We start from the raw sequence: 22,049 nt of genomic DNA on the forward strand, positions 1-22,049 counted from the left end.
TTAATCATCTGCATGAACTTTTTCATTTTTTTCATGTTTTTCTTGAGCTGCAATAGTGTATTTTGCAACAGGTCTTGCTATTAATCTTTTTAATCCAATGGGTTCTGCTGTATCTAAACAGTATCCGTAAATATCTTCTCTAATTCTTGCTAAGGCTTTATCAATTTCAGAGATTAATTTTATTTGTCTGTTAATGGCTTTCATCTCTACATTTTTATCTGTGTATGAACTTGCTTGATCAACTACATCTGCTGAAATACTATTGTCGTCCATGCTTCCGAAGTAAAGTGCCTCATTATTTGCTTTAACTAAATCTTTTTTCCATTCTGTTAATCTCATTCTAAAAAAAACTTTATGTTTTTCACACATATATTTTTCAGTATCTTTTGGAACATATGTTTTTGAAATTTTTATAGAAGCTTTTGCAGCAACTTTTGGTTTAGCTATTGTTTTTGTCTTTTTTTTTACAACTTTAGCTTTTGGTTTTGAAACTTTTTTTTTAACTTTAGTAGTCTTTGGCATAGTTTAAATTTGAATTTTCGGAGTATATTCAGCAAATTAGGGGTGTCAAGCAAGCTGAATTGAGATAAATATTTATAAATGACTAATAATAGCAGAAATATAAATAATATTTTTTATATTTTCGTAACAGCACATCTTATATTTTGGACTTTAATTCCATCAATAACCAATCATAATTTACCACTAGATACTATAGAGGCTTTAGCTTGGGGAAGTAATTTAGATTGGGGATTTAATAAACATCCTCCAATGAGTGCTTTTTTTCCAGAAATTTTTTTTCAAATTTTTGGTTCTCAAGATTGGGCATATTATTTTCTTAGTCAAATTTTTATACTTATTTCTTTTTATTATGTATTTAAATTTTCGAAAGAATTTTTTAACAATGATTTACTGGGATTAATTTCAGTTTTACTAATAGAGGCAATTTATTTTTATAATTTTACCACTCCTGAATTTAACGTAAATGTTTGTCAACTACCATTTTGGTCATTAACAGTTTATTTTTCGTGGAAAATTTATACTAGTAAAGAAATAAAATTTACTGACTGTTTTTTAGTTGGATTATTTGCAGCATTTGGATTTTTATCGAAATATTTATTTGTCTATCTTTTAGCTTCAATAGATCTTTTGTTTATTTATTTAATACTTGTTAAGAGAGAAAGAAAATTTGATTTTAAATATCTAATAACTCTTGAGGTATTTTTAATTATTTTAGTTCCTCATTTAATTTGGCTAAATAACAATGAATTCATTACCATCACTTATGGACTAGCTAGAACTGGATTAGAGCAATCTAGTTTGATCGATCATATTAAATTTCCACTTATTTTTTTAATAAAGCAAGTTGGATTATTAATTCCATTCTTAGTTTTAGTCTGGTTATTGGCAAAAAAAGTTAAATTTAAATTTAATTTTAAAGACAAAAGATTACTTTTTTTATTAGCAATTAATATTTTACCAATCTTATTAATGTTTTTAACTTCTGTAGTTACAGGCTCTAAGATTAGAACAATGTGGATGACGCCGTTTTATTTATTTTTTGGAGTTTTGTTCGTCTACTTATTTCAAGCTCAAATTAATATCAAAAAGTTAAAACCCTTTATGGTTGGATTTATCTTTTTATTTTTTTTATCACCTATATTGTATGTGTACATCTCATTATCAAAGGATTTCAAAAGAACAGATTATCCAGGTAAAGAAATTGCTATTAAAACTCAATATGCTTGGGATCAACAGTTTAAATCAAAAATAAATGTTGTTTACGGAAATGAGTGGAATGCCGGCAATTTATCATATCATCTAAAATCAAGACCAGTGTGGCAAGGGTTTGTTGAAAGAGAAAAGCTTGACCAATTGAAAGATTATATGTGTCTTGATAATGTCTGTGTTGGTTCAAAATAACCATGAAAAAATATACAATTTTAATTCCAATTTATAATGATAGAGAGAGCTTAACTAAATTAATTACAAATATTAATTCTGAAATAGAGGGTATTAATTCTGTGATTTCAGTGGTTGTTATCAATGATGCATCTTCTCAACAGATAATTGATGAATATCAAGATATTAAAAATATTAATTCTATTGAAATTGTAAATATGAAAGAAAATAGAGGGCATGCAAGATGTATAGCGTCTGGACTTAAGTATATTTATGAAAAAAAAGAATTCGATTATATTATACCAATGGACGGTGATGGAGAGGATCGGCCAGAAGAGGTTAAAAATTTTATTCAGCTTGCAGAACAATCAAGTGGTCAATCTATAGTAGGTGAGAGAGTTAAAAGATCTGAAAATTTATTTTTCAAATTTTGTTACCTATTCCATAAATTTTTAACTTTAGCATTTACTGGTCAGTCTATTAAATTTGGAAATTTTACATGTTTATCAAGATCAACCATAGAAAAAATACTCAAAGAAAAATCTACTTGGAATAGTTTTTCAGGGTCATTAAAAAAAACTGAAAAAAATTTACTATCTATTCCTTCTACTAGAGGCACTAGATATTTTGGCCCCTCTAAAATGAGTTTTTTTAATTTATTAAAACATTCACTTTCAATTATTAGTGTTTTTAGAAAAACAGTCTTAATTCGTTCGGCTTTATTTATAGTTTTTTATATTCTTTTAATTAAAAGTAATGCTTCAATTATCACCTCAATACCTTTAGCTTTACTATTAGTTATGATCTATTCTATCTCTACTTTATCTTTAAGGGAGAATATTGATGAGTTTGACAAATCTTTAGAAAATATTCATGATATAGAAAAAATTAAATAATGAAAAAAATTAAAAATATTCTTTTAAATTAGGTAACTTTTCTGGATTATAAAAACTTATTTATTTAACAACAGCCACAACTTTTTTTATTTTCTTTTGGTTTGTCATTAATCTTTGCATCTTCTAATCCTCTTTGTTTATCTTCAATAGCCTTCTGTTTCTTTGAAATTTTATCTTCAAAATAAGCATAAAGAGATGCAAAACCTAATTTAGATGCTTTTTTTTCTTCATAGTTTTTTCGCCCCTTGAGGTTTTCTATCATTTTGACTATTTCCTGATTTTGCATATTCTATTTATTAATAATTTTTGTAATAAATATAATTTAAAATTCTGGATATTTCTTTTATTTTTTTGTAGCAAAAAAGTTTTATTATCTCCAAGCACCTCTTCTTCTTTTTCTTTCTGTTGTTGTAAACATTGCAGAGAAAGCACCGGCACCCATATATATACTGTCTCCTCCTCCTGTGGCTAAGGCAGCAGCTGTACTTACGTTAAAATTCAAAGTTATATCAATAGTATTATTTGTTATAATTAATGGATTTCCAAAAGCAGTGAATCCCTCTTGTTTATCTACTTCAGCTTCATTTGCAGCTAAATGGCCATTTTCATCAACCAATATAGCTTTTATAGATGATGATGTTCCATTAATATTATTAACTATACTAGTAGGATCCCATGTTTCCGAATTTACTCCTAAATGTGTAAAAGTTTCAGTATACGTACCAGCTACTTCTTCAGTATCCGAACATATTGAGCGGTTATCAGTAGTCCCTGATGAGAATGTATAATCACCACTAGCTTCTGCTGTTCTACAAAAAACACCAGATCCACTAGCTTGTCCATCCATTGAACCATCAATTTTAAGTGATGCTTTTATTTTAAATGTGTTATTCATCATTGCGTAACCATGAGTATATGTCCCATTGGGAGGTTTGGTGATTTCCCCAGTTAAATCAATACTTTGGTTTTGAAAAACTACTGCTATTGAACCACTATCATTATTAAATATTTGAAAACAGTCAGCTAAATCTACGCCAGCTGAAGTTGTTGGAGTTGTTGGCTCACTTCTACAAAAATATATCTTATAAATAGTTACCTCATAATGTTCTGGAAGTATTCCACATCCTCCTCCAGTTTGAATTTCAGATTTAGAATAAACACCATTTGTTGCAGTACATGCAGCAGTATTAGCTATTTTAGCAAATGTTAATTCAAATAAAAAAATTACTATTAAAGATAAAAATAAATTTTTAAATTTTTTCATATTAAAATCCAGCTGCTTTAATTGAGAAACTTTCTTTTGACTTAACAATTAAGTTTTCTCTTCTTACTTTATTGTATTTATTATCTTTCATTGAAATTTTTTCATAAGCTTCATTAGTTATAAAACTTTTATCAGAGGTCTTTTTACCAAAACTATAAACTAAATCAAAAAACCATTCATCTTCACTACCAGTATAATCTGTAAAACCAAATTCAACATCAATACCAAAGTTGGGTACACCAATTTTTGAAGAATATTTCATTCCTTCAAAATCAGAACCACCAGGAATTTCATATTCAAAAATTTTAGTATAAATTTTAGCACTGGGTATAAAAGGAACATGAGCACCTAATTCTATATCATAACCATCTACAGCAACTTCTTTATCATTATTCTTTCCAACTCTAGTTTCCGATAATCCTAGATAGCGATTAGTATTTAGTTCAAGTATAGATGATTTTATTTCTGTACCAATACCTAGTCTTCGATGATTATAATCTAATTCATAATCATAAAATCCATTAACTCCAAACATGAATTTATCATCATTTAAAAATATTCTATTACCTAAACCCAAATTTAAAGTTTCTCTATCCCCATCGTGTGTAAAAAGTGAGCCTTGAAAAAATAATAAACCGTCATCATTATCAATTATTGGCTTTAAGGTTAAAATTCCAATCTCTGGCTTAGTGTTTTCTTTAGATTTTATTGTAAAATCAGTACCTTTAAAATTATCATTTAATAAATTTTCAATTGAATTAAGAAATTTATCTTTAATTTTTATAGTATCAGCAAAAGAAAAAGGTGTTGAGAAAATTATTATAGTTAAAATAATTAAAGCTTTCATTATAAATTGAATATTACTCGATAACTCTACTATCTTTAAATCTTAATAACAAATGTGATTTAAAATTCTGGATATTTCTTATAGCTCTTGCTTTGTTAACTCGCTATAATCGTTGGTAGACAATAAAAATCAGCTGTATCTATCTTGGAAGAGTATTCTCTTTTCATGTTCCATCTCTTTTGAACACCAGCACTTGCAATACTTAAAGTAGATCTTCCATATCGATGATTAGTGTTATCAATAGATCTCATTAAACTGTTTATTTTTTCATCTTTTTCAGATGAAAACAGATTAGTTTTATCATTAGCATTAGAAAGCCCTGTAAGCATCACACCTGCTTTTTGATACTGATAACCATTTTTGAATATACTCTCAAGTATTGTAACTGCAGTTTTAACTACTTCGATACTATTATTTGTTGCAATTGGAAAATCAATTGTCTTTGTATTTGAATAGTAACCATAGTTTCTTTGAAAGGGACTAGTTCTAACAAATACTGTGATTGCTTTTGCAACTAACGACTCTGATCTAATTTTCTCAGATGCATTTAAACAATAATTTGCAACAGCTTCTTTTAATTCCTGAAATCTTTCAACTCTTTTTCCAAACGATCTTGAGACAACACAACTTTTCCTTTTTGTGGTGGTGGTTTCTAGATTAATACAAGGGATACCTTTAAGCTCCATTGCAGTTCTTGAACTTAAAACATTAGAAGATTTCTTAATCCAGCTGTTAGATTTATTTTTAAGTTGCTTCGCATTATAGACACCATGTTTTTGATAAAATTTTGTTAATTGTTTGCCAACACCCCAGACATCATTAATTTGAATTTTTTCAAGAACAGGATCTAAATTTTCTATTCCAATTAAACTAGTAACTCCTGATTGCTTTTTCTTTGCAATTTGATTTGCAATTTTACTCAAGGTTTTTGTTTTAGCAATCCCAATACTAGTTGGAATACCAGTCCATTGCAAAACTGTTTCCCTAATCTCTTTTCCAACTTTTTCCACATCTTGATCTGGAAAATTAGATAAATCTAAAAATGCTTCATCAATAGAATAAATTTCCATATCTGAATTAAATCTTTTAAGAGTTCTCATTACTCGTCTAGATAAATCTCCATACAAAGAATAATTAGACGAGAAAACTTCTACTTTGTTTTTAATGATAATATCTTTTGCTTTAAAATAAGGCTCACCCATTTTAATTCCTAAAGCTTTTGCTTCAGTAGATCTTGAGATGATACAACCGTCATTATTAGATAAAACTACAACAGGTTTTCTTCTTATTTTAGGATTGAATAACCTTTCACAAGAAACGTAAAAAGAATTACAATCAACTAATGCTATTTTTTTAGTACGTAGAATGGATGACATAAGTTACAACTCCCCAGATAAATATATCCTGTTCTTCATTAATTAAAATTCTGTCAGTAAACTCTTTAGATCCTGAAGTTAGAAATTTTTTATCTCTTTCTTGAACTAAAGATTTAACGACAAGTTCATCATGAACGTTTGCAATCACTGTTGAAAAATTTTTTGGTTTCAAACTTTTGTCGACTACCAATAAATCTCCATCGTTAATTCCAACATCCACCATAGACTTACCTTGCACTCTAATAATGAAAGTAGCTGGAACATTTTTTATTAAATGCATATTTAAATCGATATCTTCTTCGATATAATCGGTTGCAGGAGAGGGAAAGCCAGCGCCTGCTTTATGTAGATAATAAGGGATTGTTAGTTTCATGTTCTTGTTTTGTTCTATTTTATAGCCTAGTTACACAATACACGCAAGAAGTTGTATTTTGAGTCTGTAAGTGAATCAAAAGTGAATCAAAACGTGAACATCAAAACTACATTTTGTATGCTTGTGGATAACTTAAACCATTAGTAGTCTGTAATTATAATTTAATTATAAAAGGAGAAAACTATGAGCTCAATTGAAGTTAAAACTTTTGATAATCCAGATGAAAGCAACACCAGCTTTAACAATGCTAAAATGGATATTGTAAAAATAGGAGATCAAAGAGTAATGAGATTAGTTTTACAACCTGGTTGGAAATGGTCACAAGATATTAAACCAACCGTAGGTACCGATAGCTGTAAAGCAAAACATCTTGGAGTAATAGTTTCTGGAGCAGTTTGTGCTAAGCATGATGATGGTACAGAATTAACTTATAAAGCAGGAGATGCATATTCAATAGAACCAGGTCATGATGGATGGGTAGTAGGTGATGAGCCAGCAGTAGTTTATGAGTTTCATGGAAAATGGGGAGAATAATAAGTGCCGAAACTAACATGCCATTGTGGATGTATTGAAGCTGAAATTAGTGTTCCAATTAATCAATTAGCAAAAATTGTAAAATGCAATTGTTCTATTTGCAAAAGAAAAAATGCAACAATGGGTATGGTTAAAAATGAAGAGTTTAAAATTACTAAAGGAGAGGATAAATTAAAGCTTTATCAATTTCATACAAAAGTAGCTAAACATTATTTTTGTTCTGAATGTGGAATATACACTCATCATCATCCTAGAAGTAATCCTGCTATGACTGGATTTAATTTAGGTTGTGTTGATGAAGTTGATGCAGCAAACTTAAAAGATATAACTTTGATAGATGGTCAAAACCATCCACTAGATCAGAAAAAATAAGTTCAATGAAAGCTACAGAAGAGTGTTTTAATAAAGTTAAAAAAAATTGTTTTAAATTTATTAAATCACAAGAAACATCTACTGAAAAATTTAGAAACAAAGATGGAATGCTGAAATCTTTTTTAATTCCATTGTGTTTTTGGATAGCAAACAAATCTGATAATAAAAAACCTTACTTTGTAGGTTTGGCAGGTGGACAAGGAACTGGCAAAACAACCATCAGTTCAATTATAAAGATTATATTAGAAAAGTATTTCAAATTAAAAGTATTTAAAATTTCAATAGATGACTTTTATAAAACTCGAAAAGAAAGAATAAATTTATCAAAAAAAATTCATCCAATGTTAGCCACAAGAGGAGTACCAGGAACTCATGATTTAAAAATGATGTTAGATTTTTTTAAAAAGGTGAAAAGTAAGAATTTTAAAAAGATTGATATACCAAACTTTAATAAAGCTGTTGATGATAGATTTCCCAAAAAAAATTGGTACAAAATTAGAGAAAAACCAGATGTAATTATATTTGAAGGTTGGTGTGTAGGTGCAAAAGCAGAAGTAAATAAAACTCTTAAAAAATCTATTAATTCACTTGAAAAAATAAATGACCAAAAACTTATTTGGAGAAAACATGTTAACCAACAATTAAAGACAAAATATAAAACATTATACTCTCAACTTAATTGTATGATTTATTTAAAAGCTAAAAATTTTAGTTTGCTTCAAAAATGGAGACTAAAACAAGAGCATAAATTATGGCTTAAAACTAAAAAATCATCTAGTCACAAGTTAATGAACAAAGGGGATGTGATAAACTTTATGCAAACTTATCAAAGAATTACAGAAAACATGTTCAAAAAAATGCCTAGATATGCGTCTATAATATTTAATTTAAATAGTAACCATCAAATTAAATCTGTTGTATATAAGTCAAAATGAAAAATTTATTAATATCTATTAGTTTAACAATATTTATTTTTAGTAACGCTTTTGCAGTTACTTTATATGATGCCTTAAACCAAACTTATCAAAATAATATTCAACTAAATGCTGAAAGAGAAAATATAAAAGCCTCAGAAGAAGATATTAATATTTCAAAAGCGGGATATAGACCATCATTAACTTTAAGTGGATCCAAAAGTATTGAAGAAACTAATAATCTTACAAGTCAAAGTGGAGGCGATACTTCAATAAACGATGTAAATCCATTTACCACTTCAATAAAACTAGAGCAGACAATCTTGGATTTTGGAAGAGATTTAACTCACGAAAAAAATATTTCAGCACTAGATTTGGCTAAGGCAAAACTAATCAAAAAAGAACAAGATGTTCTTCATAGTGCAATAGACATTTATTCAAATTTAATCTTAGCAAGAGAAAAACTAAATATAAATAGAAAAAATTTAAATCTTTTAAGAAGACAGGTTGAAAATGATAAAATTAGATTAGATCGTGGACAAATTACAATAACTGATCTAGCACAATCTGAGTCTTCATTAGCAGGTGCTCAAGCTCAATTTACTCAAGCAAAAAGTGATCTGTTAATTGCTAAATTAAATTACGAAAATATAATTGGAAAGATAGCTGACCCAAATCAATTAAAGAAAAATTCAAGATCAATTGTAAGTATTCCAAATTCTCTAAATGAAGCAATTGACTTATCTAAACAAAATAATCCAGATATTAAAATCGCAAAATTTGATTTAGAACAATCAGAAAAAGATTTAGCAATATCTCAATCAGATTTAAAACCCACAGCATCATTATCCTTAGAAAGATCGTATGCTGATGAGCTTACATCAACAATTGATGAAAGAGAAAAAGATATTTTAAAAGCAACAGTAAGTTGGCCTTTTTATTCAGGAGGCAAAAAAAGATCAACAATTAATAAAAATTCTAATTTAACTAATAGAAAAAGATTATTATTAAATGATGCTGTTAAAACTAATGAAACTAATGTTGCAACCGCATGGTCAAGTTTAGAATCTTCAGAAAGTTTTTTAAATTCTGTAAAAGCTCAAGTTAGAGCAGCTAAAATAGCAAATGATGGAATTGCTGCAGAGTATGAAAGAGGCTCAAGAACTACTCTAGATGTCATTCAATCAAATACTTTATTACTTTCAGCACAAATATCTCTAGCTAGTTCTGAGAGAAATTACCTTATGGCTCAATATAATCTGCTTAAAGCAGTTGGGCTTTTAAATAGCAAGTATCTAAAACTTAAGTAATTATTTGTTTTTTTAGCCTTAAAAATTAATATATTGCCAATAAGAACAAAATGTGTACATTTAGAGCATGATTCGAGAGTTAAAAATATTAATAAAAAAGGCTAAAAATGACTAAAAACAACTTAAAAGTAGTTAAAACTACAAAAGCACAACAAGCAGAAGGTAACGAAAAAAATAAAGCGTTAGATGCTGCAATAGCACAAATTACCGACAATTTTGGAAAAGGCTCTGTAATGAAGCTTGGCCAAAGAAAAGCAATGGATGTTGAATCGGTATCAACAGGATCTTTAAGCTTAGACTTAGCACTTGGAATAGGTGGCTTACCAAAAGGAAGAGTTGTTGAAGTTTATGGACCAGAGTCGTCAGGAAAAACAACATTAGCATTACAGGTTGTTGCAGAAGCTCAAAAAGCTGGTGGAATATGTGCGTTTGTTGATGCGGAGCATGCATTAGATCCTGTTTATGCAAAAAAACTCGGTGTAGATACAGAAGAATTATTAATTTCACAACCAGATACAGGTGAACAAGCTTTAGAAATAGCTGATACATTAGTTAAATCAGGGTCAGTTTCTGTAATTGTAGTGGACTCAGTTGCTGCGCTAACTCCAAGAGCTGAAATCGAAGGAGAAATGGGAGATCATCATGTTGGTCTTCAATCAAGATTAATGAGTCAAGCATTGAGAAAATTGACAGGATCGATTTCAAGCACAAACACTATGATGATTTTTATCAATCAAATTAGAATGAAAATTGGAGTAATGTTTGGAAGTCCAGAAACTACTTCAGGTGGAAATGCATTAAAATTTTATTCATCTGTAAGAATGGATATTAGAAGAATCGGTGCAATCAAAAATGGTGATGAGATTATAGGTAACTCAACAAGAGTTAAAGTAGTCAAAAACAAAGTAGCCCCGCCATTTAAAGTGGTTGAGTTTGATCTAATGTACGGAAAAGGTATTAGCAAAGTTGGTGAGCTAGTTGATCTTGGAGCAAAAGCTGGAATAGTTGAAAAATCTGGTGCTTGGTATGCTTATAAAGGAGAGAAGATAGGTCAAGGTCGTGAAAATGCTAAGATCTATTTAGAAGAAAATCCTAATATTGCTGCAGAAATAGAAATGGCAATAAGAGAAAAAGCAGGAGTAATTTCAAAAAAAATTGAAGGAAACCCTCTAGACCCAGAAAAAGCTGCAAAAGATCAAATAGAAGATCCAAAGGCAGAAGCTAAAGAGGAAGTAGTTCCTACTAAAAAAAATTAGTTAAAGTCATCTTTAATTATTAAAAGGCGCTTAATTTAAGCGCCTTTTTTCCCTTACTGTTATCTAGACATAAAATAAAAAAGCTGTATTTTAAAAATATGGCTGACAAATCTTTAAACGAAATAAGGAATACATTCTTAAAATATTTTGAGAAGAATGATCATAAGATTGTTGAGTCTAGTAATTTAGTTCCAAATAACGATCCTACCTTAATGTTTGCAAACTCAGGGATGGTACAATTTAAAAATGTATTTACTGGTTTAGAGAAAAGAGATTATCAAAGAGCTACTACTTCACAAAAATGTGTAAGAGCAGGTGGAAAACATAACGATTTAGAAAATGTTGGATACACACCACGACACCATACTTTCTTTGAAATGTTAGGAAATTTTTCATTTGGAGATTATTTTAAAGAACAGGCAATTCATTATGCCTGGGATTTAATTACTAAAGATTTTGGTATAGATAAAAATAGACTTTACGTAACAGTTTATCATGAAGATGATGAAGCCTTCAATTTTTGGAAGAAAATAGCTGGTTTTAGTGATGATAAGATTATTAGAATTGCAACATCTGACAATTTTTGGTCAATGGGTGAGACTGGTCCCTGCGGACCATGCTCGGAAATTTTTTATGACCATGGTGATCATTTAGCTGGCGGGCTACCTGGAACAAAAGATGAGGATGGAGACAGATTTATTGAGATATGGAATTTAGTTTTCATGCAATTCGAACAAATTTCAAAAGATAAAAGAATTGATCTTCCAAAACCGTCTGTTGACACTGGAATGGGCCTAGAAAGAGTTGCAGCTTTATTGCAAGGAACACATGATAATTATGAAACAGATCATTTTAAAAAAATTATAAGCTCAGCTTCAGAAATTATTAAGATTAAACAAGATCAATCTAATCAATCAAGCTTTAGAGTTATTGCAGATCATTTAAGAGCTAGTGCTTTTTTAATTGCAGAAGGTGTACTACCTTCTAATGAAGGTAGAGGGTATGTCCTTAGAAGAATAATGAGAAGAGGAATGAGACATTCACATTTGCTTGGATCTAAAGACCCAGTTTTTTTTAATTTATTTGATACACTTAAAAATGAAATGTCAGGTAACTATCCTGAACTAGTTAGGGCCGAGTCTTTAATTAAAGAAACTTTAAAAATGGAAGAGGAAAAGTTTTTAGTTCTTCTAGATCGAGGGATTAAAATCTTAAATGAAGAAATTTCAAAGATAGATAAAGTTTTACCAGGTGATATAGCGTTCAAACTTTATGAAACCTATGGTTTTCCCATTGATTTAACAGAAGATATTTTAAAATCAAAATCACTAGAATTTGACAAAGAAAGATTTGGCGTTTTAATGAGAGAGAGTATTGAATTAGCTAGAAAAAATTGGAAAGGTTCTGGAGATAGTGCAATCGAAAAAATTTGGTATGGTATTAAAGAAAAAATTGGTGCAACAGAATTTCTTGGTTATGAAAATGATCAATCGGAGGGTGTTGTAAAATGTTTGTTAAAAAATCACAAAGAAGTTTCAATTTTATTAAAGGATGATGAGGGAATGATAGTAGTAAATCAAACTCCATTTTATGGTGAGTCTGGTGGTCAAGTAGGTGATACAGGCACCATAACAACAAATGATTTCAAATTTGAAGTAACAGATGTCCAAAAGAAACTTGGAGATTTATTTGTTCATTATGGAAAAGTTGTTAGTGGATCGATTAAGTTAGAAGATAGTGTTGAATTAAAGATAAATGTTGAAAGAAGGAATGATACTCGATCTTATCATTCTGCTACCCATTTGTTACATGAGTCTTTAAGAAGAGTATTAGGAGCTCACGTAACTCAAAAAGGCTCATTAGTTGAGCCAAGTCGATTAAGATTTGATTTTAGTCATATGAAACCTATTTTGAATGAAGAAATTGAAAAGATTGAAAATTTTGTTAACTCAATGGTTTCTAAAAATTCTGATGTAAAAACAAGATTAATGACACCTGATGAGGCAGTTAAAAATGGCGCTTTAGCCTTATTTGGAGAAAAATACGGAGAAGAGGTTAGAGTTCTTTCTATGGGAGATGAAGATGGAAAATATTTTTCAACAGAACTTTGTGGAGGAACACACGTAAAAAATACAGGTGATATAGGTAAATTCAAGATAATTAGCCAATCTTCTATTGCTGCGGGTGTAAGAAGAATTGAAGCTTTAAGAGACAAGCAATTAGACGATTATTTAAATAATAAAGAAAAGTTATTAAATATTTCATCTGAAAAGAATGATGAACTTATTACTGAGTTAACAGAACAAATAACTAAATTAGGAGGAAAACCAAATTTAGATCAGTCAGATCAAAAAACGCTAATTAAGAATTTATCAAAACAATTGGAGACAATTTCTGTTAATTCAATTTTGGATGATAAATCAAAAAATATTATTAAAGATGAAGAAATAAATGAAGTTAAAATAAGACTTCAAAAAGTTGATGGACTTCCTCCAAAAGAATTAAGAAAACTTGTTGATAAAGGTAAAAAAGAATTAAGTGACGGAATTGTAATAGTTTTTGCAAGCAAAGATGAGAAAGTTGGAATTGCAGTAGGTGTTACTGAAAATTTAATAGACAAGTTTGATGCAGTTAAATTTGTAAAAGTAGGATCAGAGATTATTGGAGGCCAAGGTGGTGGAGGTAGAAAAGATTTTGCTCAAGCTGGTGGCCAAGATCAATCAAAGATTGATGAGGCTTTTGAAAAACTTAAGTCTTTAATTTAATTTCTTTTTAAGATTACCATCAATTTCATCTAAAAATTGATTTGTAGTTAAATATTTGCTTGAAGGACCAATAAGTATTGCTAAATCTTTTGTCATTGCTCCATTTTCGACACATTCAATACAAACTTTTTCAATTGTTTGGGCAAACTTAATTAATTCATTATTAGAATCAAGCTTTCCTCTATGAGCTAATCCTCTTGTCCAAGCAAAAATAGATGCAATTGGGTTTGTTGAAGTTTCTTTTCCTTGTTGATGCATTCTATAATGTCTTGTAACTGTTCCATGAGCAGCTTCTGCCTCCATTACTTTTCCATCAGGTGTTAGCAATGTACTGGTCATTAGTCCTAAGGAACCATAACCTTGAGCCATTGTATCAGATTGAACATCACCATCATAATTTTTGCAAGCCCAAATATATTTACCACTCCATTTCATTGCGCAAGCAACCATGTCATCAATTAATCTGTGTTCATAAGTTAGATTATTTTTTTTAAAATCTTCTTCATATTCATTCTCAAAAATTTCTTGGAATATGTCTTTAAATCTACCATCGTATTTTTTTAAAATTGTATTCTTTGTAGACATATAAACTGGCCATTTTTTTATTAATCCATAGCTGAAGCAGGATCTTGCAAAATCTTCAATTGATTTATCTAAATTGTACATTGAAAGCGCTACACCAGGACCTGTGAAGTTAAATACTTCATATTTTATTTCATCTTTTCCATCTTCAGATGTCCACTTAACTTCCATTTTGCCTTTTCCAGGAACTTTAAAATCTGTTGCTCTATATTGATCTCCAAAAGCGTGCCTTCCTATGACTACTGGATCAGTCCAAGAAGGAACTAGTTTTGGAATATTTTTACATATAATAGGCTCTCTAAAAACTGTACCACCTATAATGTTTCTTATAGTTCCGTTAGGAGATCTCCACATTTTCTTTAAATCAAATTCTTCAACACGAGCTTCATCAGGAGTAATTGTTGCACATTTAATTCCAACACCAATTTTCTTTATGGCATTTGCTGAGTCTATGGTGATTTGATCATCTGTATGATCCCTACTTTTCATACCAAGGTCGTAATATTTGATACCAATGTCTAGATAAGGAAGTATAAGCTTATTCTTAATGAAATCCCATATAATACGAGTCATTTCATCACCGTCTAGCTCAACGACTGGATTAATAACCTTGATTTTACTCATTAAAATAAATTTATCTTATTAATTGAATTTGATTGGTTTATATACATATTAATCAAAAATTAGCAAATAGAAGAATATGTTTAGTAAAATATTTCCACCGATACATGCAGAAGGTTATAAATTTTTAGTTATAGCAGGATTTATAACTATTATCTTATTATCCTTTAGCAGTTTTCTAGGAGCAATTGGTTTGCTGTTAACAATTTGGGTATATTATTTTTTTAGAGACCCTGAGAGAGTCATCATTGAAGACGATAACTATTTAGTTAGTCCAGCAGACGGCGAAGTGATTAAAGTTGAAGAAGTTGATGGGCCAAAAGAAGTTGGTTTGGAAAATAAAAGATTTAAGAAAATAAGTATATTCATGAATGTTTTTGACTGTCATGTAAATAGAACTCCATGCTCAGGAAAAGTAGAACAAATTTTATATAAACCAGGAAAATTTTTTAATGCGTCTTTAGATAAAGCTAGTGAAGATAATGAAAGAAATTATTATAAAATAAAAGATAATAGTGGAAATGATATAATAGTTGTTCAAATAGCAGGCTTGATTGCAAGAAGAATTGTTTGTGAAACAAATAATGACCAAAATTTAAATCAAGGTGACAGAATTGGTATGATAAGGTTTGGTAGTCGTGCCGATGTTTTTTATGAGAACTATGAACCTCTTGTTAAAGTAGGACAAAAAACAATTTCAGGTGAAACTTTAATAGCAAGAAAATAATAATGGAACAGCCGAAACCTAATTTAAAAATTATTTCAGATAAAAAAAATGTAAGGATGATTTTACCCAATATGCTAACCTTAATTGGTGTTTGTATTGGATTAACATCAATAAGATTTGCTTTTAGTGGAGAATTTGAAATGGCAATTATAGCAATTATGTTTGCAGCATTGATAGATGGATTAGATGGTAGAATAGCTAGATTAATAAATGCTACATCTAAGGTTGGCAAAGAATTAGACTCGCTTACTGATATGATAAGTTTTGGAGTAGCACCTGCGTTTATTATGTATTTTTGGATATTAAATTCTTTGGGAAGACTAGGTTGGTTGCTATGTTTAGTATATGTAATTTGTGTTGCATTAAGATTGGCTAGATTTAATATTAATTCTAATCAAGAACCTTCATGGAGAGATAATTTTTTTGAGGGTGTTCCTTCTCCTTCAGGAGGAATTTTAGTCTTATCCCCTCTAATAATTTATTTAAGTGGATTTAATTATATAGAAATCAACTATCAAATATTAGTTCCAGTAGCCTTTGTAGTGACATCAATGTTGTTGATAAGTAAATTTCCAACTTACTCTTTTAAAAAAATAGTCATACCAAGAAAAACAACAATTTTCCTTCTATTTGGTATTGTACTCTTTTTTGGGCTATTATTAATTTATCCATTCAAGGCTATTTCAGTAAGTGTAGCAGTTTACCTATTATTACTTCCAATAAGTTTTTTTCATTATTTAAAAAATAAAAGAAATAACAAGGATGAAATTTCCAACGAAGATGATGATTTAGAAGATGTATTGTGATGAAATCAAAAGTTATTGTATCATTAGCAGACTCTAATTATTTTGAACTATTAAATGAATTAATTGACTCAATAAAAAGCTTCAAAAATAGTGAAGAAACATCGATTTGTATCTTAGATGCTGGTTTGACAGAAGATCAAAAATCTAAACTTAGTCAAAAAGTAGATGAAATAAAACAAGCAGAGTGGGATATAGAAGTACCGGATTCCAAAGTTAAAGGAAGAGAATGGCTTAAAAGCCAAGTCTCCAGAGCATTCTTGCCAAAATACTTTCCTAATTATGAAAAATACTTATGGATTGATTGTGATGCATGGGTGAATGATTGGGAGTCTGTGGAATTGTATTTTAAAGCATGTGATAATAATAAATTAGGTATCACGCAAACTATTGGTCCTGGCTATAAAATAACATCGAAGGTTAGTTGGATTTTTGGAAAGTTAGCAATTATTAAATCTCAAAATTTTAAACACGCAGTTAAATCAAAACTTGGCTACCTGAAAGCTAGAAAATTAGCGTTTGCACCACATATCAATATTGGAGTTTTTTCTTTAGAAAAAGACTCAAAAATTTGGAAAATTTGGCAAGAAAATTTAAAATTAACATTAAAAGGTGGCGATATATTTGGTTCTGAACAATTAGCAATGAATATGTCTGTTTATATAGATGATGTTGAAACAGAATTTTTACCTTTAAATTGTAATTGGATAACAAGTAACCTTCTACCAAAATTTGATGAAGAAAATTCAACATTTGTTGAACCCTATTTACCAAATTACAAAATTGGAATAATGCATTTAGCAGCAGGTATCTGGAAAGATAAAAAAGACATGAGGCTAAATAAAGAAATAAAAATAGATATTAAATCACTTGAAGGAAAAACTCTGAGTAAAAGCTTAAGGTTCAATAGTTAATTGAAAAAAAATAAGATTTCTAAAAATTGGGTTAACAAACAAAGACGAGATACCTATGTAAGACAATCAAAGGTAGACGGTTATAGGGCAAGATCTGCTTATAAATTAATTGAAATAGACGATAAATTTAAAATTTTTAAAGGAGGTATTTCAGTTATAGACATAGGGGCAGCTCCAGGCAGTTGGTCTCAATATGCAGTAAAAGTAGCAAAAAGTGGTAGATTAATATCAATAGATTTAAAAGAAATGGAGCCTATTGGTAATACTGTTCAAATCCAAGGTGATTTTACTGAAGAAGGCATTCAAGACGAAATTAAAAAACATATTAAAGATAAAATAGATGTTGTTATGTCAGATATGGCTGTAAATACGACTGGTATTAAAAATATAGACTCTATTCAAACAGGAGAACTATGCAAAGAAGCAATGTTTTTTGCAAAAGATCAATTAAAGAACAACGGTTATTTCATTTCAAAAATATTCATGGGTGGAACATTTAACGAAATAGTCGCAGAAGGAAAAAAATATTTTAAAGAAGTTAAGGTTTTTAAACCAAAATCTAGCAGAAAAGACTCTAAGGAAAGTTTTATAATTTGCAGCAAGCTTAGATAGAGACTTTAATTTTCAAAGGAATCGTATATAAAAGATTATGGTTCCTATAAAAGAAGCACTTACCTTTGATGATGTAACACTAGCTCCGAAGTACTCAGAGATATTACCTTCCGAAGTTAATACAGCTACTCAATTAACCAAAAACCTTAAGCTTAAAATTCCTTTATTGTCATCCGCAATGGATACAGTTACCGAGAGTAAAATGGCAATTGCTATTGCAAAATCAGGAGGAATAGGAGTTATTCATAGAAACTTAGATATTAAAAATCAAATTTTAGAGATTAAAAAGGTAAAAAAACAAAAATTATTAGTTGGTGCCGCAGTAGGAGCTGGACCAAATGAATTTAAGAGAGCTGAAGCAATAATTAAAGAAGATGTTGATTTAATAGTAGTCGATACTGCTCATGGACATACTAAAAAAGTGGGAGAGATAATTAAATTTATTAAAAGATTTAAAAATAAACGAGTTGCTTTATGTGCTGGAAATATAGCAACACCAGAAGCTGCAAAATTTCTAATTAAATTAGGTGTAGATATTATTAAAGTTGGAATTGGCCCAGGATCAATTTGTACAACAAGATTAGTTGCTGGAATTGGTGTACCACAGTTGAGCGCAATATTGTCAGTAAGAAATGGATTAAAAAATAAAAATGTAAAAATTATTTCGGATGGAGGAATAAAATATTCAGGAGATCTTGCAAAAGCATTTGCAGCAGGAGCTGATGCTGTAATGATAGGATCATTATTTGCAGGCACTGATGAAGCACCAGGAAAATTGATTAAAAAAAATGGAAAATTATTTAAAAGCTTTCGGGGAATGGGTTCGATAGGAGCGATGAACAAAGGGTCAGCAGACAGATATTTTCAAACAAAACAAAAAGATACATCAAAATATGTTCCAGAAGGTGTTGAGGGATTTTCAAAATATAAAGGTGATGTTGAAAGTATCATTTATAAATTAATAGGTGGACTAAGATCATCCATGGGCTATCTTGGTTCGAAAAATATTCTAAAACTAAGATTAAAACCAAACTTTGTTAAAATTACTAAAGCAGGATTTTATGAAAGCATGGTTCATAACGTAGATATGGTTAAAAATGATAGTAAATATTAATGAATAAAATTTTTAAAATAATTATTCTAATATTTTTTTTAGTTTTTTCAGCAAATATTGCCTCAAGTAAAGAAAACTTTTTTGAAGAAGCATTAAAAATGTATCAAGAAAAAGAGTATGATGATGCACGATTTCTTTTAGAACGAAATATTGTTTTTAATCCAAAGGACGCTAAATCCTATCTATATTTAGCAAAAATTTATAATCATGAGGAAAATCAGAGAAAAGAAGAATATAATTTAAATACAGCATTATTGATAGAGCCAAATAATGAGGAAGTTATTTTAATGTTGATGAAAATAGCTTTAGATAAATCAAATTATTCAAGAGTCAAAGATCTGTCTCAAACATTTGTAAAAGTTTGTAAAAAATTATGTAAAGAAAACGATGAAATTGAAAAGTCTCTTAAAAATATAGAACCAGATAATGAGTCTTGATCATAATCTTAATAAAATCATAATTATAGATTTTGGCTCTCAATTTACCCAACTAATTGCAAGAAGAATAAGAGAATTGGGTGTTTTTTCAGAGATCATAAGTCATAAAAAAATAAAACTAAAAGATATTGATCAGACTATTAAAGGAATAATTTTGTCTGGAGGACCGTTAAATGTTTATCAAATAAATAAATATTCATTTGATAAAAAAATTATAGATTTAGGAATTCCTATTTTAGGTATTTGTTTTGGCCACCAAATACTTTCTAAGCTAAATGGAGGTAGGGTAAAACAATCAAAGCATCGTGAATTTGGACTAGCAAATATATATAAAAAAAATGGAAGTCTATTAATCAAGAATTTTTTTAATAAACAAAAATCTAAAAAAGTTTGGATGAGTCATGCCGATCAGGTATCAAGACTTCCAAAAAACTTCAAAGTAATAGCTTCTAGCAATAATTCAAAATTTGCAATTGTAGAAAATAAATTAAAAAATTTTTATGGAATACAATTTCATCCAGAAGTAACACATACTGAAAATGGTAAAAAACTTATAAGTAATTTTATTTTTTTAATTTGTAAAATTAAACGTAATTGGTCTTCTAAAGATCAAAAAATTCAACTTATTAAGGAAGTTAAAGATCAAGTCGGATCAGAAAAAGTAATTTGTGCTTTGTCAGGTGGTGTTGATAGTAGTGTAGTTGCCCAATTACTTAATAAAGCTGTTGGTAAAAAACTATATTGTATTTTTGTAAACACAGGTCTTTTGAGAAAAAATGAAGAAGTACAGGTTGTGCAGACTTTTAAAAAGCGCCTAAAAATGAATTTAATTTATGTAAATGCAGAAAAAGAATTTTTAAAAAAACTTCATAATGTTTCTGACCCTGAAAAAAAGAGAAAAATTATTGGTAATCTTTTTATAAAAATATTTGAAAGATATGCAAAAAAAATAAAAGATGTAAAATTTTTAGCTCAAGGAACTCTTTATCCAGATTTAATTGAAAGTAAATCAGTAACAGGTAGTCAAACATCCAAAATTAAGTCACACCACAATGTAGGGGGACTTCCAAAAAAGATGAAACTAAAACTTGTTGAACCTTTAAAGTTTCTCTTTAAAGATGAAGTTCGTAAATTGGGTTTAGAATTAAATTTAAGCAAGGATATTATTTCAAGACATCCATTTCCAGGACCTGGTTTAGCTATTAGAATGCCTGGCTTAATTACAAATGATAAAATAAAAATACTTAAGGAAGCTGATTATTATTTTATTCAAGCTCTAAAGGATCATGGCCTTTATCATAAAATTTGGCAAGCATATGCAGCTTTACTACCCGTTAAAACTGTAGGTGTTATGGGAGATAATCGAACTTATGAGTACTTATGTTTACTTAGAGCTATTACCTCTGAAGATGGAATGACAGCAGACTTTTATGAGTTTAAAAAGTCTTTTATGGAAACAATTTCAAATCAAATAGTGAATAGTATTAGAGGAATTAATAGAGTTGTTTATGATATTACTTCAAAACCACCTAGTACGATTGAGTTAGAATGAATAAAGCTTTAAATGTACTTGTTGAGCATATTAAACTTACCAACATTAAAATTAATTTTACAATAATTGAAATTGGAGCGGTTCAAATACAAAATGAAAAAGAACCTTTTTATGAACTTTTAGATTATTTTCCCTCAAGTAAAATTATTGGATTTGAATTAGATAAAGCAGTTTGTGAAAAAATGAATTCTAATTCATCAAAAGGAGTTAAATATTATCCTTACGCTTTAGGCAAATCTAACGAAAAAAGAAAATTATATATAACACAACATCCTATGTGTTCTAGTTTGTACAAACCTAATGAGAACTTAATTAAATTGTATAATAATTTTGAGGTAGCTTACCTTAAAGAAGAAACTGAAATAGACACTATAAGTTTAGATTATTTTATAGATAAACATGATGTTCAAAATATTGATTTTATAAAGATAGATGTTCAAGGAGCTGAATTAGATGTTTTTAAAGGGGGGTCAAATGCTCTTAAAGATGTTTTAAAAATAGTTTGCGAGGTGGAGTTTGTGCAACATTATGAAAATCAACCTTTGTTTGGAGATGTTTGTAATTATTTAAGTCAGCATGATATAATGTTTAATAAATTTTTAGGATTAGCGGGAAGAGCTCTTAAACCAATCGTTTTAAATGATAATAAAAACCTTCCGTCACAACATATTTGGTCTGATGCTGTATTTATTCGTCATATTCAAAAAATGCACGATTTAAGTGACACCCAACTAATAAAATTAAGCTTACTAGCATGTGTTTATTTTAGTTTAGATTTAACTTTCTATTGTTTATCAGAATACGACAAACGAAATTCGACTTCTTTGGCAAAGGATTGGATGGCTAAAATTAGCAATTCAAAATGAACTTAGTAAATA

General features: G+C 29.1%; 23 protein-coding genes. 16 read left to right on the forward strand and 7 right to left on the reverse strand.

The annotated features are described in order from the left end of the window. Window positions 1-522 carry a TraR/DksA C4-type zinc finger protein gene (locus tag F754_RS0101140; RefSeq protein WP_023648080.1) on the reverse strand — a complete coding sequence of 174 codons (522 nt, stop codon included), beginning with the start codon at window positions 520-522 and terminating at the stop codon, window positions 1-3. A 78-nt stretch (window positions 523-600) separates the two neighbouring features. Here F754_RS0101140 and F754_RS0101145 point away from each other — a divergent pair, with 78 nt between their 5' ends. Next, entirely contained in the window at window positions 601-1,923 is a 1,323-nt protein-coding gene (locus F754_RS0101145) for a glycosyltransferase family 39 protein (RefSeq protein WP_023648081.1), read from the forward strand. Between the two features lie 2 nt (window positions 1,924-1,925). Next, window positions 1,926-2,798: a glycosyltransferase gene (locus tag F754_RS0101150; RefSeq protein WP_023648082.1), complete on the forward strand. Its 873-nt coding sequence runs from the start codon at window positions 1,926-1,928 to the stop codon at window positions 2,796-2,798. Between the two features lie 64 nt (window positions 2,799-2,862). Here the strand turns inward: F754_RS0101150 and F754_RS0101155 are convergent, their stop codons facing one another. The 5 genes from F754_RS0101155 to umuD all read right to left on the reverse strand — a co-directional run bounded on the left by F754_RS0101155 (window position 2,863) and on the right by umuD (window position 6,658). Then, the gene (locus tag F754_RS0101155) at window positions 2,863-3,060 is read right to left on the reverse strand and encodes a hypothetical protein (RefSeq protein WP_155242589.1); all 198 of its coding nucleotides are present in this window, start codon (window positions 3,058-3,060) and stop codon (window positions 2,863-2,865) included. Window positions 3,061-3,168: 108 nt separating this feature from the next. Next, window positions 3,169-4,062 (reverse strand): hypothetical protein, encoded by an 894-nt coding sequence (locus F754_RS0101160; RefSeq protein ID WP_023648084.1) that lies wholly within the window; start codon window positions 4,060-4,062, stop codon window positions 3,169-3,171. Between the two features lies 1 nt (window position 4,063). After that, window positions 4,064-4,909 carry an inverse autotransporter beta-barrel domain-containing protein gene (locus F754_RS07530; RefSeq protein WP_023648085.1) on the reverse strand — a complete coding sequence of 282 codons (846 nt, stop codon included), beginning with the start codon at window positions 4,907-4,909 and terminating at the stop codon, window positions 4,064-4,066. 95 nt (window positions 4,910-5,004) lie between these two features. Further along, on the reverse strand, window positions 5,005-6,285 hold the full coding sequence (locus tag F754_RS0101170; protein ID WP_023648086.1) for a Y-family DNA polymerase: 1,281 nt from the start codon (window positions 6,283-6,285) through the stop codon (window positions 5,005-5,007). Beyond that, on the reverse strand, window positions 6,263-6,658 hold the full coding sequence (umuD, locus tag F754_RS0101175; RefSeq protein ID WP_023648087.1) for a translesion error-prone DNA polymerase V autoproteolytic subunit: 396 nt from the start codon (window positions 6,656-6,658) through the stop codon (window positions 6,263-6,265). The genes F754_RS0101170 and umuD overlap by 23 nt, the downstream gene beginning before the upstream one ends. Window positions 6,659-6,841: 183 nt before the next feature. Between umuD and F754_RS0101180 the strand changes: the two genes are divergently transcribed. The 6 genes from F754_RS0101180 (at window position 6,842) to alaS (ending at window position 13,809) form a co-directional block, all read left to right on the forward strand. Continuing rightward, window positions 6,842-7,192 carry a cupin domain-containing protein gene (locus tag F754_RS0101180; RefSeq protein WP_023648088.1) on the forward strand — a complete coding sequence of 117 codons (351 nt, stop codon included), beginning with the start codon at window positions 6,842-6,844 and terminating at the stop codon, window positions 7,190-7,192. Window positions 7,193-7,195: 3 nt separating this feature from the next. After that, window positions 7,196-7,564, forward strand: coding sequence for a GFA family protein (locus F754_RS0101185; RefSeq protein ID WP_023648089.1), 369 nt, complete (start codon window positions 7,196-7,198; stop codon window positions 7,562-7,564). A gap of 5 nt (window positions 7,565-7,569) precedes the next feature. Further along, entirely contained in the window at window positions 7,570-8,499 is a 930-nt protein-coding gene (locus F754_RS0101190; protein ID WP_023648090.1) for a uridine kinase, read from the forward strand. Further along, window positions 8,496-9,788, forward strand: coding sequence for a TolC family outer membrane protein (locus F754_RS0101195; protein ID WP_023648091.1), 1,293 nt, complete (start codon window positions 8,496-8,498; stop codon window positions 9,786-9,788). Before F754_RS0101190 ends, F754_RS0101195 begins: the two co-directional genes overlap by 4 nt. Before the next feature lie 107 nt (window positions 9,789-9,895). After that, the gene (gene recA / locus F754_RS0101200) at window positions 9,896-11,044 is read left to right on the forward strand and encodes a recombinase RecA (protein WP_023648092.1); all 1,149 of its coding nucleotides are present in this window, start codon (window positions 9,896-9,898) and stop codon (window positions 11,042-11,044) included. 98 nt (window positions 11,045-11,142) lie between these two features. Further along, window positions 11,143-13,809, forward strand: a complete 2,667-nt coding sequence (alaS, locus tag F754_RS0101205) for an alanine--tRNA ligase (RefSeq protein ID WP_023648093.1) — start codon at window positions 11,143-11,145, stop codon at window positions 13,807-13,809. Here alaS and F754_RS0101210 read toward each other — a convergent pair. Further along, window positions 13,801-15,015, reverse strand: a complete 1,215-nt coding sequence (locus F754_RS0101210; RefSeq protein ID WP_023648094.1) for an NADP-dependent isocitrate dehydrogenase — start codon at window positions 15,013-15,015, stop codon at window positions 13,801-13,803. The two genes, alaS and F754_RS0101210, sit on opposite strands and share 9 nt — an antisense overlap. Window positions 15,016-15,091: 76 nt before the next feature. On the opposite strand from F754_RS0101210, the gene F754_RS0101215 reads away from it, so the two are divergent. The 8 genes from F754_RS0101215 to F754_RS0101250 are packed head-to-tail and all read left to right on the forward strand — an operon-like array spanning window position 15,092 to window position 22,037. After that, window positions 15,092-15,739 (forward strand): phosphatidylserine decarboxylase, encoded by a 648-nt coding sequence (locus F754_RS0101215; RefSeq protein WP_023648095.1) that lies wholly within the window; start codon window positions 15,092-15,094, stop codon window positions 15,737-15,739. Between the two features lie 2 nt (window positions 15,740-15,741). Further along, the gene (gene pssA, locus F754_RS0101220; protein ID WP_023648096.1) at window positions 15,742-16,545 is read left to right on the forward strand and encodes a CDP-diacylglycerol--serine O-phosphatidyltransferase; all 804 of its coding nucleotides are present in this window, start codon (window positions 15,742-15,744) and stop codon (window positions 16,543-16,545) included. Further along, a complete protein-coding gene (locus tag F754_RS0101225) occupies window positions 16,545-17,456 on the forward strand; it encodes a glycosyl transferase (RefSeq protein WP_023648097.1) in 912 nt (303 codons plus the stop codon). The genes pssA and F754_RS0101225 overlap by 1 nt, the downstream gene beginning before the upstream one ends. After that, window positions 17,457-18,068 (forward strand): RlmE family RNA methyltransferase, encoded by a 612-nt coding sequence (locus tag F754_RS0101230; protein WP_023648098.1) that lies wholly within the window; start codon window positions 17,457-17,459, stop codon window positions 18,066-18,068. Between the two features lie 37 nt (window positions 18,069-18,105). Beyond that, window positions 18,106-19,182: an IMP dehydrogenase gene (locus F754_RS0101235; protein WP_034390932.1), complete on the forward strand. Its 1,077-nt coding sequence runs from the start codon at window positions 18,106-18,108 to the stop codon at window positions 19,180-19,182. Next, window positions 19,182-19,619 carry a hypothetical protein gene (locus tag F754_RS0101240; RefSeq protein ID WP_023648100.1) on the forward strand — a complete coding sequence of 146 codons (438 nt, stop codon included), beginning with the start codon at window positions 19,182-19,184 and terminating at the stop codon, window positions 19,617-19,619. The genes F754_RS0101235 and F754_RS0101240 overlap by 1 nt, the downstream gene beginning before the upstream one ends. After that, the gene (gene guaA / locus F754_RS0101245; protein WP_023648101.1) at window positions 19,609-21,171 is read left to right on the forward strand and encodes a glutamine-hydrolyzing GMP synthase; all 1,563 of its coding nucleotides are present in this window, start codon (window positions 19,609-19,611) and stop codon (window positions 21,169-21,171) included. The genes F754_RS0101240 and guaA overlap by 11 nt, the downstream gene beginning before the upstream one ends. Beyond that, window positions 21,168-22,037 carry an FkbM family methyltransferase gene (locus tag F754_RS0101250; RefSeq protein ID WP_027303412.1) on the forward strand — a complete coding sequence of 290 codons (870 nt, stop codon included), beginning with the start codon at window positions 21,168-21,170 and terminating at the stop codon, window positions 22,035-22,037. Before guaA ends, F754_RS0101250 begins: the two co-directional genes overlap by 4 nt. The last annotated feature ends 12 nt before the right edge of the window (window positions 22,038-22,049 follow it).

It is taken from the genome of Candidatus Pelagibacter ubique HTCC8051 (assembly GCF_000472605.1).
GTDB lineage: Bacteria > Pseudomonadota > Alphaproteobacteria > Pelagibacterales > Pelagibacteraceae > Pelagibacter > Pelagibacter communis_B.